The sequence below is a fragment of the Micromonospora sp. NPDC049679 genome (assembly GCF_040659735.1).
Taxonomy (GTDB): domain Bacteria; phylum Actinomycetota; class Actinomycetes; order Mycobacteriales; family Micromonosporaceae; genus Micromonospora_I.
Genome location: NZ_JBFANZ010000017.1, coordinates 1 through 14014, shown reverse-complemented (window position 1 = coordinate 14014; position 14014 = coordinate 1). Strand labels below are relative to the sequence as shown.

The following is a 14014-nucleotide window of genomic DNA, read 5'->3' as shown; positions in this document are numbered from 1 at the left end:
ACGGCTCACGGATGGGCCGGCAGGGACCCGATCTCAAGGAGGAAATCACCATGGGTCTTCGTATCAACCAGAACATCGCCGCTCAGAACGCCTACCGGAACCTGTCCGTCACCGACGGCCAGATGTCCAAGTCTCTGGAGAAGCTCTCCAGCGGCTTCCGGATCAACCGGGCGGCCGACGACGCGGCGGGTCTGTCCATCAGCGAGGGCCTGCGCGCCCAGATCGGTGGCCTCAAGGTCGCCGTTCGCAACGCGCAGGAGGGTGTCAGCGTCGTGCAGACGGCTGAAGGTGCGCTCACCGAGGTGCACGCGATCCTTCAGCGTATGCGTGACCTGGGCGTTCAGGCGAACAACACCGGTTCGCAGAACACCGAGGCCCGCACGGCGGCCCAGACCGAGTTCAACCAGCTCTCCTCCGAGCTGGACCGGATCGGTTCGACCACCTCGTTCGGCAAGTCGAAGCTGCTCGACGGCACCTACGGCAACACGTCGGCCAGCATCTCCGGCGCGATCACCGGCGCCACCGGCGGCCTGACGGTCGTGGCGGGCACGGACGACACGTTCGACATCACGGCGGCCGGCACCAGCTTCCAGAAGTCCGACGGCACGTTCGCCGCGCCGAGCGGTGACCTCACCGTCACCGTCGCGGCCGGCACCTACAACTCCGCCGGCGCCTACCAGAAGGCCGTGCAGGACGGACTGGACGCGGCGCTCACCGGCGACGGGTTCTCGGCCGGCACGGTGAAGGCGAACGTCACCGACAACGGTGGCGGCGTCTGGAAGGTGGAGCTCACCTCGGACAAGGCTCTGCAGGCCGACGGTGCCGACGCCGGCACCGCGCCGGACGGCGCGGCGTTCGTCATCGCCGCGGCCAGCAACGCGGTCGGCATGGCCGCCGGCGGAACCTCGACCACCACCGGTGTCGGTGGCGGAACGTTCCAGGTGGGTGCCAACAACAACTCCGCCGAGCAGATCCGGATCTCGATCGCGAAGGTCGACGCTTCCGCGCTCGGTCTCGGCGGGGTCGACCTGGTGAGCAACGCCTCGGGCGCGATCGACCTTCTCGACACCGCGATCGGTCAGGTCTCCACCCAGCGAGCCACGCTGGGTGCCTACCAGAACCGGTTCGAGCACACGATCAACAACCTGAACGTGGCGGTCGAGAACCTGTCGGCGTCGGAGTCGCGCATCCGTGACACCGACATGGCGCAGGAGATGGTCTCGTTCACCCGGGCCCAGATCCTGTCCCAGGCCGGCACCTCGATGCTGGCGCAGGCCAACCAGGCGCCGCAGTCGGTGCTCTCGCTGCTCCGCTGATAACTGAACACACAACTTCATGAACAGAACAACAACTGAATACCGAACTCACAACTGAATAGGTGGGGCGGCTGGCAAACGGCCGGCCGCCCCACCCCTTTTTTATCCGGCACACGGAGGGAAGTACGACCGATGGCCATGAGTCTCGACGGCCTTGTCAGTGGTATGAGCACGACCCAACTCATCTCGCAGCTCATGCAGATCGAGGCCATGCCCCAGACGGCCCTCAAGAACAAGGTCACGGTCCAGAACAGGGCCGTCTCGGCCTTCCAGAACGTGAACACCAAGATGGCCGCGCTGACCAACGCGGCGAAGGCGCTCAACGACCCGAAGACCTGGACCGCCATGAAGGCGACCAGCAACTCGGACGCCGCCGCCGTCACCGCCACCCCGGGCGCGGCGAACGGATCCCTCACCTTCAAGGTGGACCGCCTCGCGGCCGCCCACACCGTCACCTTCACCGGACGCGTCTCCTCGCTGACCGATGCGACCGCGGCGCCGGTGATGTCCGGCGACACCTTCGACGTGCTGCTCGCGGACGGCACCACGAAGACGGTCACGCCCACGGACAAGTCACTGCAATCCGTCGTGACCGCGATCAACGGAACGACGAACGCCGCGTACAAGGCCGCCGCCGTGCAGGTCGCGCCGGGGCAGTATTCGCTGCAGCTCACGGCCAGCGCCTCCGGCGGGACCTCCGCCTTCGCCAACGCCTCCGCGGCCGCCGCCCCGGACGTCTACGTGCCGACCGGGCTCGACGGACTCGGCAGCACCGCCGTCACCACGCAGGGCGCCGACGCCAAGCTCACCGTCGGCACCACGGCCACGTACACGATGACGTCCACCAGCAACACGTTCACCGACATCATGCCCGGGGTCAGCGTCACCGTGGCCAGGGTGCAATCGGCCACGGACGCGCCCGTCACGGTCAGCGTCGCCGCCGACAAGGACGGCATCGCCGCCAAGGTGCAGGCGATGTTCGAGGCCGCCAACATCGCGCTCGGTGAGATGAAGGCGCAGAGCGCCGTCAAGAACGGCAGCACTCCGGCGGGAACCCTGGTCGGCGACCCCCTCGTGCGTCAGCTCAGCCAGGACATCCTCAGCGCGGTCGGCAGCGGAGCCGGCGCGCTCGGCAGCCTCAAGGCCGTCGGGATCGAGCTCGACAAAAAGGGCAACCTTTCCTTCGACAAGCAGAAGTTCCTCGACGCGTTCGCCGCCGACCCGGCGAAGGCCCAGAAGTTCTTCGACTCGTACGACAACGTGACCGGCGGCCGGGCGACGACGGCGTTCGACCCCGGCCACGACAAGGCGCACGGCCTCGCCCGCAAGCTGGAGACGATCGGCCTCAAGGCCACCGAGGGAATCGCTCTGCCGACGGATCCGGTGAACGCACCCAAGGAAGGGCTGATCCCCGGCCTGATCAAGCGCCGCAACGAGTTCGTCACGGATCTGAACAAGCAGGTCGAGAACTGGGACCTGCGACTGGCGGCGCGCGAGGCGGCGCTGAAGAAGCAGTTCTCGGGCCTGGAGGTCGCCCTCGGCAAGCTGCAGCAGCAGTCCTCCTGGCTCTCCGGGCAGATCGCCAGTCTTCCGACAATGAATTGAGTAGCTGATGACCACGCCCAGCTCTGCCCTGCGCGAGCGTTACCTCGCCGACTCCGTCACCACGGCGTCGCCGGCCAAGCTACTGGTGATGCTCTACGACCGGCTCCTGCTCGACCTCGCCCGGGCAGAGCATGCCCTGACCGCTGGCGACCGTGCCGCCGCCACCGAGCAGTTGATGCACGCCCAGGAGATCATCCTGGAGCTGCGCACCACGCTCGACACCTCGGCCTGGTCCGGTGCCCCGGGGCTGGCGAGCCTCTACGGCTTCCTGCTCACCGAACTCGTCGCCGCCAACGTCCGCGGTGACGCGGACCGGGTGGCCGCCTGTCGCCAGGTGATCGAGCCCCTGCGCGACGCGTGGCGGGAAGCGGCCGTCGCGGCAGCCGCCGCCGCAGTCCCCACCACGGTGGGATGACCGCCGTGACGGTTGACTGGCGCCTGGCCTGGACCAGGGCGCTCGACGAAATGGAGCTGGACGTGGCGGCCGCCGAGGCGCTGCTCACGGAGACGCACCGGGCGAGCGACACCGCCCTGCCCGACCCGTGGCGCCCACCAGCCGGCATCGGCCCGCTCCCGCTGAAGCTGCTCCCCCGCGCCCAGCGTCTCCTCGCCCGGCAGACCGCCGCCGCGCAGGCGTTGGCCCGCCAGATGGTCGCCAACCGGCAGCAGACGGCGATGGTGGCCCGGATCGAAACCGGCGAGTCGCTGAACCGCCCGGCGTACGTCGACTGCGACATGTGACACCTGCGCGTTCCTCCGGCGCCCCTGAAGGGCGCCGGGGCAGCGCGCTACGGCCTTCCGCCAAACCCGGCGGAAAAAAACTCAACACTTCACCCCGACCGCCGATCGGTGGAAAGAGCACGGAGCGCTCACTTCTCGCCACGGACCGGCGGCCTGGAACGACCTGAAGGGAGCTGCCGTGTTCGACGACGTCTCGTCGGCGGCCATGCGCGTGTCGTTGGACGGGTTGGCGATGCGCCAGCGCGCCATCGCGGACAACATCGCCAACGTGGAGACCCCGGGATATCGGGCCCGCAAGGTCAAGTTCGAGGGCGCGCTGGCCAGCGCCGTCTCCGCCGGTCGCTCCCCCATCGAGGTACGACCGAGCGTCGAGCAGTCCCTGGAGCCCACCCGGCTCAACGGGAACAACGTGAACCTCGACCAGGAAACCCTCTCCAACGTGGAAACCGGCCTGCGCTACCAGCTCGCGCTGCGCGCCCTCGACGGCCGGTACAACACGCTGCGCACCGTTATCCGGGGTAGCTGACATGACCATCTTCAACGCCATCGGGATCGCGGGGACCGGCGTGACCGTCCACCGCAAGTGGCTGGACGCCGTTTCCGACAACATCGCGAACATCAACAACGCCAGCCGGACGAACGGCGAGGCGTTCCGCGCGCGGTACGTGATCGCGCAGCCGGCCGCCGACGGCAACGGCGCGCAGGTCGGCGGCATCGTGCTCGGCGACGCGAACGGACGGACCGTTTACGAGCCGGAGCACCCACTCGCCGACGCCGAGGGCTACGTCCGCTACCCCGACATCGACCTCAGCGGCCAGATGAGCCAGCTGATCATGGCCCAGCGCGGCTACCAGGCGAACCTCGCCGTGGTCGACCGGGCCAAGGACGCCTACCAGGCCGCCATCCAGCTCGGGAGGGCCTGATGACCGCACCGATCTCCGCAATCAGCGCCGCCCTGCCGATCATCCCCACCCCGTCGCTGACCCCGGCCACCGGAGCCGCCGGCTCGGGCGAGGACTTCGCCACCCGGCTCGCGGAAGGGCTGCAGGAGGTGCAGGCCCTGCAGGACAAGGCCAGCGACCTCGGGGTGAAGGCGGCGACCGGGTCCCTCACCGACGTGCACGACTACACGATCGCCAGCACCGAGGCCGCGCTCGCCGTCCAACTGACGGTCGCCGTCCGTAACAAGGCCGTCGAGGCGTTCCAGGAAATCATGAGGATGCAGGCCTGATGCGTAACCGGATCCCCGGGTTTCTCCGGCGCCCGATTGACATCTTCACCTCGTTCACCGCAGGCCAGAAGGCCGTCACCGTCTTCGCCGTGGTCGCGCTCGCCGTCGGCGGGGTGCTCTTCGCCAACTGGGCGGCCACCCCGTCGTACGCGCCGCTCTTCAACAACCTGGCCGCCACCGACGCCAGCGCGATCACCGAGAAGCTCACCGCGGCGGGGACGCCGTACCGGCTCGCCGACGGCGGCCAGACGATCCTGGTCCCCCAGGACCAGGTGTACGACGTGCGGCTGCAGATGAGCGGCGAGGGTCTCCCCGCGCAGGCCGACACCGGCTACTCGCTCCTGGACAAGCAGGGGATCACGACGTCGGAGTTCATGCAGCACGTCGGCTACCAGCGTGCCCTGGAGGGCGAGCTGAGTAAGACGATCAAATCGATCGACGGGGTCAAGGCGGCCACCGTGCACCTGGTCATCCCGCAGAAGGACATCTTCTCCAACGACCAGAAGAAGCCGACCGCCTCCGTGCTGGTGGCCTCCGAGAACGGCCAGACCGTCGCGCACAGCCAGGTGCAGGCGATCGTCCACCTGGTCGCCTCCAGTGTGGAGGGGCTCAGCCCGGAACAGGTGACCGTCGCCGGCTCCAACGGCAAGGTGCTCTCGGCGGGCGACGGGCAGTCGCTCGCCGCCGACAGCGACCTGCGTTCGCAGCAGACCGGCCAGTTCGAGCAGCGGATGAACACGGCACTGCAGCGCATGCTCGACAGCGTCGTCGGCCCGGGTAACGCGGTCGTGCAGACCACCGCCGACCTCGATTTCGACCAGACCGAGACGAAGAGCCAGCGCTACGCCGCCGACCCGGCCATTCCGCCGCTGTCGCAGAGCACGTCCAAGGAGACGTACACCGGCACCGGCGGAGCGACCGGCGGTGTGCTCGGCCCGGACAACATCCAGGTGCCGGGTGGGGCCGGTAACGGTACCTACGAGTCCACCAAGGAAACGAAGAACAACGCGGTCGGCATGGTCACCGAGACCCGCAAGTCGGCCCCCGGAAACGTCCGCCGGCTCAGCGTCTCGGTCCTGCTCAACAGCAAGACCGCCGCGGGCATCGACAACGCCCAGGTGCAGCAGATGGTGACGGCCGCAGCCGGCCTGGACACCGCCCGCGGCGATGGCATGTCGGTCACCGCGCTCCCGTTCGACACCGGCGTCGCCGACGAGGCGAACAAGGCGGTGGCCGATGCCAGCGCCGCCGACCGGCAGGCGCAGCTGATGTCCTGGGCGAAGACCGGGGCGATGGCGCTGGTGGTGCTGGTGCTGCTCTTCATGGCCTGGCGGGCGAACCGCCGCGCGAAGAAGCGGTCCGCGCTGTCGCCGGAGGAGTTGGCCCAGCTGGAGGAGATGCAGGCCGCGCTGGACCAGAGTCGCCTCCAGGCGATCGCGAGCGCGCAGGCCGAGGCGGCCGCCGCGCTCGGGCCCGGTCCTTCGGCCGACCAGGACCGCCTCACGCAGGAGGACGAGCAGCGCGAGATGCGTCGGCGCGAGTTGACCGAGATGGTGGCGGATCAGCCGGAGGACGTGGCCAGCCTGCTCCGCGGCTGGCTGGCGGAGCGCCGATGATCCCGTCGCGCGCGCCTGACCAGGGCGACAGAGCTGTCCCCGCACTCACACACAACGACCCGAGGGAGGTGACCCGATGACAGAGACGGCGACGATGAGCGGCCTGCGCAAGGCCGCGATGCTCATGGTGCAGATGGGCAAGGACGACTCGGTTCGTCTGATGGCCCACCTTCGCGAGAACGAGGTCGAGGAGCTCTCCGCCGAGATCGCCCGCCTCGGCGCGCTGGACGTCACGGTCGCGGACCAGGTCCTCGAGGAGTTCCACACCCTGGCCACCACCCACCGGTACGTCGGCCAGGGCGGTATGGACTACGCCCGCGACCTGCTGGAGGCCTCGATGGGGGCGGAGGCGGCGAAGGCGATCCTGGATCGGCTCGCCGTCTCGATGACCGACATGCCGTTCGGCTTCCTCGGTCACGCGGACCCGCGTCAGGTGCTCTCGTACGTGCAGCACGAGCACCCGCAGATCATCGCGCTGGTCCTCGCCCACATGCCGGCGACGCTCGCCTCGCCGATCCTCTCCGGTCTCGCCCCGGACCTCCAGTCCGACGTGGCGCACCGCATCGCGGTGATGGACCGCACCTCGCCGGAGATCATCCGACAGGTCGAGATGGCGTTGGAGCGCAAGCTCTCCTCGGTTCTGCAGCCCAGCGAGCTCTCCACCGTCGGTGGCCTGCAGCCGCTGGTCGACATCATCAACCGCGCCGACCGCGGCACCGAACGCCTCATCCTCGAGGGCCTGGAAGGGCGCAGCCCGGAGCTCGCCGAAGAGGTCCGGCGACGGATGTTCATGTTCGAGGACATCAAGATGCTGGAGGACCGGGCCGTCCAGCTCGTGCTCCGCCAGGTCGAGATGGTCGACCTCGCGACCGCGCTCAAGGGCGTGGCCGATGAGGTCCGCGACAAGGTGGTCCGCAACCTCTCCGAGCGCGCCCGGGAAAACCTCGTCGAGGAGATCGAGCTGCTCGGCCCCGTGCGGCTGCGGAATGTCGAAGAGTCGCAGGCCAAGATCGTGCAGGTGATCCGCTCGCTCGAGCAGTCCGGCCAGGTCGAGATCCAGCGGGGCGGTGACGAGGATGAATTCGTCGCGTGAGTTCCACGGGCTCGACCCGGTGCTGCGCGGATCGCGGACCGACGGGGTGACCCCGGCGCGCTTCGACACCGATCTGCGGGCGAGCACCAGCTCCCCCACCGACGTCGCGGCCAGCGCCCGGGAGAGCGCTCGGGCCACCGGCTACGCCGAGGGCTGGGCGCAGGGACAGCGGGCGGCGCGGATCGCCGCGCGCGCCGCGGCCGATCAGACCGCCGCCGCCGAGCAGGCCGCGGCTGCCGCCGCCGAGGCGGCGCTGGGCCGGGCGCTCGGCGCGCTCGGCCAGGCCGCCGCCCAACTGGAACAGCGGACCGCGCCGACCATCGCCATGATGGAGGAGCTGATCCTCGCCGCCGCTGTGGAGCTCACCCAGGCCATCCTCGGGCGCGAGCTCGCGACCGTCGACTCGCGCGCGCTGGACGCGATAGGTCGGGCGATGTCGCTGACGCCACCGGCCGAACCGGTGACCGTCCGGCTCCACCCCGACGACTACCAGACGCTGCTCAGGGAAGACTGGACCGAGGAGTTCCACATCGACGGGCGGGCCGTGCGCCTGCGGCCCGATCCGATGCTCCAGCCCGGCGACGCCATCGCCGAGGCCGGCGCGACAACCGTCGACGCCACGCTCCCCGCCGCGCTCGCCCGGGTCAAAGAGGTGCTTGCCCGGTGACCACCGCGCTACGCAACCGCCTCACGGCAGCGATGCAGGCTGCCCGCCCCCGCGTCTCCGGACGGGTGACCAGCGCCGTCGGCCTGCGGGTCACGGCCGAGGGCCTCACCGCGCGGGTCGGCGACCTGGTGCACATCGGCGAGGGTCCGACGCGGGTGCTGGCCGAGGTGGCCGCCATCGACGGCGACCGGCTCAGCTGTCTGCCGCTGGCTCCCCTGACCGGCATCGGCGCCGGCAGTCCCGTGACCAGCACGGGCGCGCCGCTGCAGATCCCGATCGGACCCGGCCTGCGCGGACGGGTGCTCGACGGGCTCGGCCGACCGATGGACGGCGCGGGGCCGCTGGTGGACTGCGACTGGGTCGGCGTCGACGCGACGCCCCCGTCGGCGCTGCACCGGCAACGGGTCGCCGAACCGATGGGACTCGGCGTCCGGGCCCTGGACACCCTCGTGCCGTGCGGCCGCGGGCAGCGCATCGGCATCTTCGCCGGCTCCGGCGTCGGCAAGTCGACGCTGATGTCGATGATCACGCGGGGCACCAGCGCGGAGATCAACGTCGTGGCGCTCGTCGGCGAGCGTGGCCGGGAGGTGCGCGAATTCCTGGAGAACGACCTCGGCCCCGAAGGCCTGGCCCGATCCGTGGTGGTCGTCGCCACCGCGGACCAGCCCCCGCTCGTCCGGCTCCGGGCCGGATTCGTCGCCACCCGGATCGCCGAATCCTTCCGGGACCAGGGCGCCGACGTGCTGCTGATGATGGACAGCGTCACCCGGGCCGCCATGGCCCAGCGCGAGGTGGGGCTCTCCGTCGGAGAACCACCGGCGACCCGCGGCTATCCGCCCTCGGTCTTCGCGATGCTCGCCGCCCTGATGGAACGGGCCGGTCCCGGCTCCGTCGGCAGCATCACCGGGCTCTACACCGTGCTCGTCGAGGGCGACGACCACAACGAGCCGATCGCGGACACCGCACGCTCCATTCTCGACGGGCACATCACGCTCGACCGTCGCCTCGCCACGGCCGGGCACTTCCCGAGCATCGACGCACTGGAGTCGATCTCCCGGCTCGCCAACACGGTCACCACGCCGGCGCAGCGGGCCGATGCCACGACCCTGCGCCGACTGCTCGCCGCGCACCGCGACATCCGCGAACTCGTGGAGATCGGCGCGTACGTGCCGGGCACCAACCCGGACGCGGACCGGGCCCGGGCGCTGTGGCCGCGCATCGAGTCCTTCCTTCGGCAAGGACTCGACGAGCGGTGCGGCATGACGGATTCCTGGGCGGCGCTGAGCGCGCTGCTCGACACGACACACGATCCGGAGAGACTGTCATGAGCCGACTGTTCCGCCTTGGCGCCGTACTACGGGCGCGTCAGGCACAGGAAGACGCGGCCAAGGGCGAGGTCGTCCGGGTCCGGCGGGCCGCGCGGCACGCCGCATCGCTGGCGAGCCAGCGCGAGACGACGCTGAACGAGACGGACGTGCCGGCGGTGGGCGTCGCCCGCGCCGTCGTCGCCGCGCTCGCCGCCCGGCAGACGCTCGCCGCGGAGCTGTCGATGGCGCGGCAACTGGTCGCCGAGGCCGAGCAGGAGACCGCCGAGCGGATCAACGACCTCGCCGAGAAGGCGAAGAACCGACGCGCGGTGGAGAAGCTCGTGGAGCGGCACGCCGTCGAGGAGCAGCGTCTCGCGCGCGCCGCCGACCAGCGCGTGCTCGACGAACTCGCGGCGACCGGTCCGCAGCGGGCCGCCATGCAGGAGACGGTGTCGTGACCGCCATCATCGAGCTGGTCTCCCGCGTCCAGCAGATCCAGCAGCAGTTCGGTGGCGTGGCCGTACGGGGCGCCTCGGGCAGCGCCGGCGCCTTCGCCAGCGAACTCACCGCGGCGCGGTCCGCCACCGATCCGGCGTCGCGCTCGGCGGGCACGGCGACCGGCGGTGACGTCGTCGCGGCCGCCCGCAAGTACCTCGGCGTCCCGTACGTCTTCGGCGGCACCGACCCGGCGAAGGGGCTGGACTGTTCCGCGCTGGTACAGCGGGCCTACCAGGACCTGGGGATCAAGCTGCCGCGGATCGCCGCGGATCAGGCCAAGGTCGGCACGGCCGTGCCGAGCCTGGCCCAGGCCCGCCCGGGCGACCTGCTGGCCTTCAACACCCCGGTGGACCACATCGCGATCTACATCGGCGGCGGCAAGATGATCGCCGCGCCGCAGCCGGGCGAGAACGTGAAGATCCAGGACGTCTACCAGAAGCCGGTCACCATCCGGCGCGTCATCGCCGACGCGCCCGCCGCCGGCGTTCCGGCAGCTGTCCGGCCGGAGGCGCTGCGCGGCGCGGGGAACCTCGCCGGTGTGCCGTACGCGGATCTGTTCACGCAGGCCGGCGCGAAGCACGGGGTCCCCGCGACGCTGCTCGCCGCCGTGGCGAAGGTCGAGTCGGGTTACAACCCGAAGGCCGTGAGCCCGGCCGGCGCGCAGGGCCTGATGCAGCTGATGCCGGGCACCGCGAAGGGGCTCGGCGTCACCGACTCGTTCAACCCCAAGCAGGCGGTGGACGGCGCCGCCCGGATGCTCGCCAGCCTGCTGAAGGAGTTCAACTCCGTGCCCCTGGCGCTCGCCGCGTACAACGCCGGCGGCGGCGCGGTGCGCAAGCACGGCGGGATCCCGCCGTACGCGGAGACCCAGGCGTATGTCCCGAAGGTGCAGGCGGCCATGGCCGCCCTGGGTTGGGAAGGCACCCCATGACCATGCCCACGATGCTGTCCCCGTCGATGCGGAGCGGCACTCCCGACGCCCCCGCCACCCGCTGCAACACAGGTGGAGCCGGCACGACGGGCGAGCCCGGCGAGGCCGCGCCCGCCGCGGACGAGTTCACGGCGATCCTCGCGATGCTCGTCACCGGCGGCGCCGGCATGACGACCGTCCCGGCCGCGGCTCCCGATCCGGCCGCCGGCGTCGCCGTGACCGGCGCGACCGCCGCCGCGATCGTTCCGGCGCCCGGCGTCACCGCGGCCCTGCCCACGGCGACACCGACGGCCGCACCCGCGGCCGCCGACCTGCCGACCACCGTGCCCGCCGTCGCCCCGTTCACCGGCGCGTTCACCGCCGCGTTCACCGGCCAGACCCTGCCGGGCACACAACCGGCACCGGCCGACCCCGATGCGCCCACGGTCGTCCCGGCCGGCGGGCCCGCCACTCCCCCACCGACCGCGACGGATGTGCGGCCCGGCGCGCCCACCGTGCTCCCCGGCGCCGGCGCGAACATCCCGCTGCCCGCGGGGTTCACCCCCGTCAGCCCGGTCGAGCCCGCCGCGACGCCGCACCCGGCGATCACCCTGCCGCCGGCCGCTGCGGGAAACGGCGATCCGGCCGGCGGCGACGCGCGGGGTGGCCAGCAGTCGCCCGCAACCGCGACCGACGCCGCCCTGGCGCCCGGCACGACAGCGCCGGACGCCGGTCGCGGCATGCTGCCGCCGGTCGCCGGAGCGAACCTGGCCACACCGACCGCGGAAACCGCGCCGGCCTCCGTGAACCCGACCGCACCGATGACGCTCATCGCCGGCGCACCGCCGGCGAGCGCTCCGGTCGCCGCGGCGACGACGCCCGCGACGGCGAGCGCCCCGCCTGCCCCGCCAGCCACCCAGATCGCGATGCACGTCGTGCCGCTGCGTCGGGACGTCGACGGGGTGCACCGACTCACCGTCCACCTGCATCCCGAGGAACTCGGTCCGGTCAGCCTGCTCGCGGAGATCCGCGACAACGGCATCCACCTGCAACTGGCCGGCGCGACCGAAGCCGGACGGGAGACGCTGCGTGGCGCGCTGACCGACCTGCGTCGGGAACTGCAGCAGGCGGGCTTCACCAACTGCTCTCTGGACCTGCGCCAGGACACGCCGCAGGGGGGCCACCCCTTCCGGCAGGCCCTGGCCGCACCGGCCCACGCGGAACCGGGGACCGCGCTCGCCGCGCCCGCACCGCTGCCGGCGCCCGCCCCGGCATCCGCCGGCGACGGCAGCGGCCGCCGACTCGACCTGCACCTCTGAGGGGACGACGATGACCAGTCCGATTCCGTCCGACATCTACACGCCGGTGACCGGCAAGCCCGGCAACACCGGTTCGAGCACCACGAAGACGACCGGCGACAAGAGCATGGGGCAGGACGCGTTCCTCAAGCTGCTCGTCGCGCAGTTGAAGTACCAGGACCCGACCAATCCGGCCGACGGCACCGCCTTCCTGGCCCAGACGGCGCAGTTCACCCAGGTGGAAAAGCTGGGTCAGATCGCCGCCGACCAGGAGCACCTGCTCTACGGCCAGATGATGCTCAACGCGGGCAGTCTCATCGGCCGCAGCGTCAGCTATCCGGGCGAAGACGGCGAGCCCGTCACCGGGGTCGTGACCTCCGCTTCGTTCGCGGGCGGCTCGCCGACCCTGCGGGTCGGGGACGTGGATGTGCCGATGTTCGCCGTCACCGAGATCCGCCGCAGCGCCTGACCGGGCCACGACCACCACAGACCGACCGACAGACCAGCGAAGGAAGAGACCTATGCTCCGTTCCCTTTTCTCCAGCATCAGCGGCCTCCGCGCTCACCAGCAGATGATGGACGTGACCGGCAACAACATCGCCAACGTGAACACCGCCGGATTCAAGTCCAGCCAGGCTACCTTCCAGGACACCCTCAGCCAGCTCGTGCAGGCGGCGGGCGCCCCCGGCAACGGCAACGGCGGCACGAACCCCGCGCAGGTCGGTCTCGGCGTGCGCCTCGCCGGTATCAACACCAACTTCGGACAGGGCGCGGTCCAGTCCACGGGTCGCGGCACGGACCTGATGATCCAGGGCGACGGGTTCTTCGTGGTCCGTTCCGGCAACGAGCAGCTCTACACCCGCGCCGGCGCTTTCAACTTCGACACCGACGGGCGGCTGGTCGCCAGCGGCGGCCGGGTCGTGCAGGGTTGGATGGCCACCAACGGCGTGATCGATACCAACGCGACGCAGACTGACATCCGGTTGCCGCTCGGCGCCACGGTGCCGGCGACCAAGACGACGACGGTCACCGTCGGCGGCAACCTGCCGGCCGACACCGCCAGCCCGACCCCGATCAGCGTCTCGATCGACGGGTACGACCAGCAGGGCAACAAGGTCACGGTCACGACGGAGTTCACCAAGGTCAGCTCGACCGAGTGGTCGGCAACGGTCACCCACGGCGGGGCGACGTCGCCCGCGCAGAGCGTCATCTTCGCCGCCGACGGCAGCACCCCGGCGCCGAACTCGATGGTCTTCAACGGCATCACCGTCGACTTCGCGAAGCTGACCAGCTACGCCGGGGACAAGACGGTGTCGGTCGGCAGCCAGAACGGGTCGGCGGCCGGTTCGCTCCAGGCGTACACCATCTCGCCCGACGGCACCCTCGTCGGCGTCTTCTCCAACGGCCTCAAGCAGTCGCTGGGGCAGCTCGCCATGGCCAACTTCAACAACCCGCCCGGCCTGGAGAAGGTCGGCGACTCGATGTACCGGACCAGCGTCAACTCCGGCGTTGCGCAGCTCGGGACCGCCGGCACGGGTGGCCGGGGCGCTCTGCAGGGCCTCGCGCTGGAAATGTCCAATGTCGATCTCGCGCAGGAGTTCACCAACCTGATCATCGCGCAGCGCGGCTTCCAGGCCAACTCGCGGGTCATCACGACCTCCGACGAGCTGCTGCAGGATCTCGTCAACCTCAAGCGCTGAACCTGAACGCGGGGGGCGGGTGGCCACGCCAC

General features: G+C 70.9%; 16 protein-coding genes. All 16 read left to right on the top strand.

The features are described from left to right. Positions 1–50 precede the first annotated feature (50 nt). The 16 genes from AB0J06_RS13410 (at position 51) to AB0J06_RS13335 (ending at position 13982) form a co-directional block, all read left to right on the top strand. Positions 51–1316, top strand: a complete 1266-nt coding sequence (locus AB0J06_RS13410) for a flagellin (RefSeq protein WP_357428039.1) — start codon at positions 51–53, stop codon at positions 1314–1316. A gap of 165 nt (positions 1317–1481) precedes the next feature. Then, the gene (gene fliD / locus AB0J06_RS13405) at positions 1482–2921 is read left to right on the top strand and encodes a flagellar filament capping protein FliD (RefSeq protein ID WP_357428037.1); all 1440 of its coding nucleotides are present in this window, start codon (positions 1482–1484) and stop codon (positions 2919–2921) included. A 7-nt stretch (positions 2922–2928) separates the two neighbouring features. Further along, positions 2929–3336: a flagellar export chaperone FliS gene (fliS, locus tag AB0J06_RS13400; RefSeq protein WP_357428035.1), complete on the top strand. Its 408-nt coding sequence runs from the start codon at positions 2929–2931 to the stop codon at positions 3334–3336. Further along, positions 3333–3662 (top strand): hypothetical protein, encoded by a 330-nt coding sequence (locus AB0J06_RS13395; protein ID WP_357428033.1) that lies wholly within the window; start codon positions 3333–3335, stop codon positions 3660–3662. The genes fliS and AB0J06_RS13395 overlap by 4 nt, the downstream gene beginning before the upstream one ends. A 178-nt stretch (positions 3663–3840) precedes the next feature. Then, positions 3841–4188 carry a flagellar basal body protein gene (locus AB0J06_RS13390; protein ID WP_357428031.1) on the top strand — a complete coding sequence of 116 codons (348 nt, stop codon included), beginning with the start codon at positions 3841–3843 and terminating at the stop codon, positions 4186–4188. 1 nt (position 4189) lies between these two features. Continuing rightward, positions 4190–4585, top strand: coding sequence for a flagellar basal body rod C-terminal domain-containing protein (locus tag AB0J06_RS13385; protein WP_357428029.1), 396 nt, complete (start codon positions 4190–4192; stop codon positions 4583–4585). Beyond that, entirely contained in the window at positions 4585–4893 is a 309-nt protein-coding gene (gene fliE / locus AB0J06_RS13380) for a flagellar hook-basal body complex protein FliE (protein WP_357428027.1), read from the top strand. The genes AB0J06_RS13385 and fliE overlap by 1 nt, the downstream gene beginning before the upstream one ends. Continuing rightward, positions 4893–6509, top strand: coding sequence for a flagellar basal-body MS-ring/collar protein FliF (fliF, locus tag AB0J06_RS13375; protein ID WP_357428025.1), 1617 nt, complete (start codon positions 4893–4895; stop codon positions 6507–6509). Before fliE ends, fliF begins: the two co-directional genes overlap by 1 nt. 76 nt (positions 6510–6585) lie before the next feature. After that, complete coding sequence (fliG, locus tag AB0J06_RS13370) at positions 6586–7602, top strand: flagellar motor switch protein FliG (RefSeq protein WP_357428023.1); 1017 nt, start codon at positions 6586–6588, stop codon at positions 7600–7602. Then, positions 7586–8269 (top strand): FliH/SctL family protein, encoded by a 684-nt coding sequence (locus AB0J06_RS13365; RefSeq protein WP_357428021.1) that lies wholly within the window; start codon positions 7586–7588, stop codon positions 8267–8269. Before fliG ends, AB0J06_RS13365 begins: the two co-directional genes overlap by 17 nt. Further along, the gene (locus AB0J06_RS13360) at positions 8266–9597 is read left to right on the top strand and encodes a FliI/YscN family ATPase (protein WP_357428019.1); all 1332 of its coding nucleotides are present in this window, start codon (positions 8266–8268) and stop codon (positions 9595–9597) included. The genes AB0J06_RS13365 and AB0J06_RS13360 overlap by 4 nt, the downstream gene beginning before the upstream one ends. Further along, positions 9594–10034 (top strand): flagellar FliJ family protein, encoded by a 441-nt coding sequence (locus AB0J06_RS13355; RefSeq protein WP_357428017.1) that lies wholly within the window; start codon positions 9594–9596, stop codon positions 10032–10034. Before AB0J06_RS13360 ends, AB0J06_RS13355 begins: the two co-directional genes overlap by 4 nt. Beyond that, on the top strand, positions 10031–11005 hold the full coding sequence (locus AB0J06_RS13350) for a transglycosylase SLT domain-containing protein (protein ID WP_357428015.1): 975 nt from the start codon (positions 10031–10033) through the stop codon (positions 11003–11005). Before AB0J06_RS13355 ends, AB0J06_RS13350 begins: the two co-directional genes overlap by 4 nt. After that, positions 11002–12303, top strand: coding sequence for a flagellar hook-length control protein FliK (locus AB0J06_RS13345; protein ID WP_357428013.1), 1302 nt, complete (start codon positions 11002–11004; stop codon positions 12301–12303). Before AB0J06_RS13350 ends, AB0J06_RS13345 begins: the two co-directional genes overlap by 4 nt. Positions 12304–12313: 10 nt before the next feature. Further along, positions 12314–12751 (top strand): flagellar hook capping FlgD N-terminal domain-containing protein, encoded by a 438-nt coding sequence (locus tag AB0J06_RS13340; protein WP_357428011.1) that lies wholly within the window; start codon positions 12314–12316, stop codon positions 12749–12751. Positions 12752–12803: 52 nt separating this feature from the next. Then, positions 12804–13982 carry a flagellar hook protein FlgE gene (locus AB0J06_RS13335; RefSeq protein ID WP_357428009.1) on the top strand — a complete coding sequence of 393 codons (1179 nt, stop codon included), beginning with the start codon at positions 12804–12806 and terminating at the stop codon, positions 13980–13982. The last annotated feature ends 32 nt before the right edge of the window (positions 13983–14014 follow it).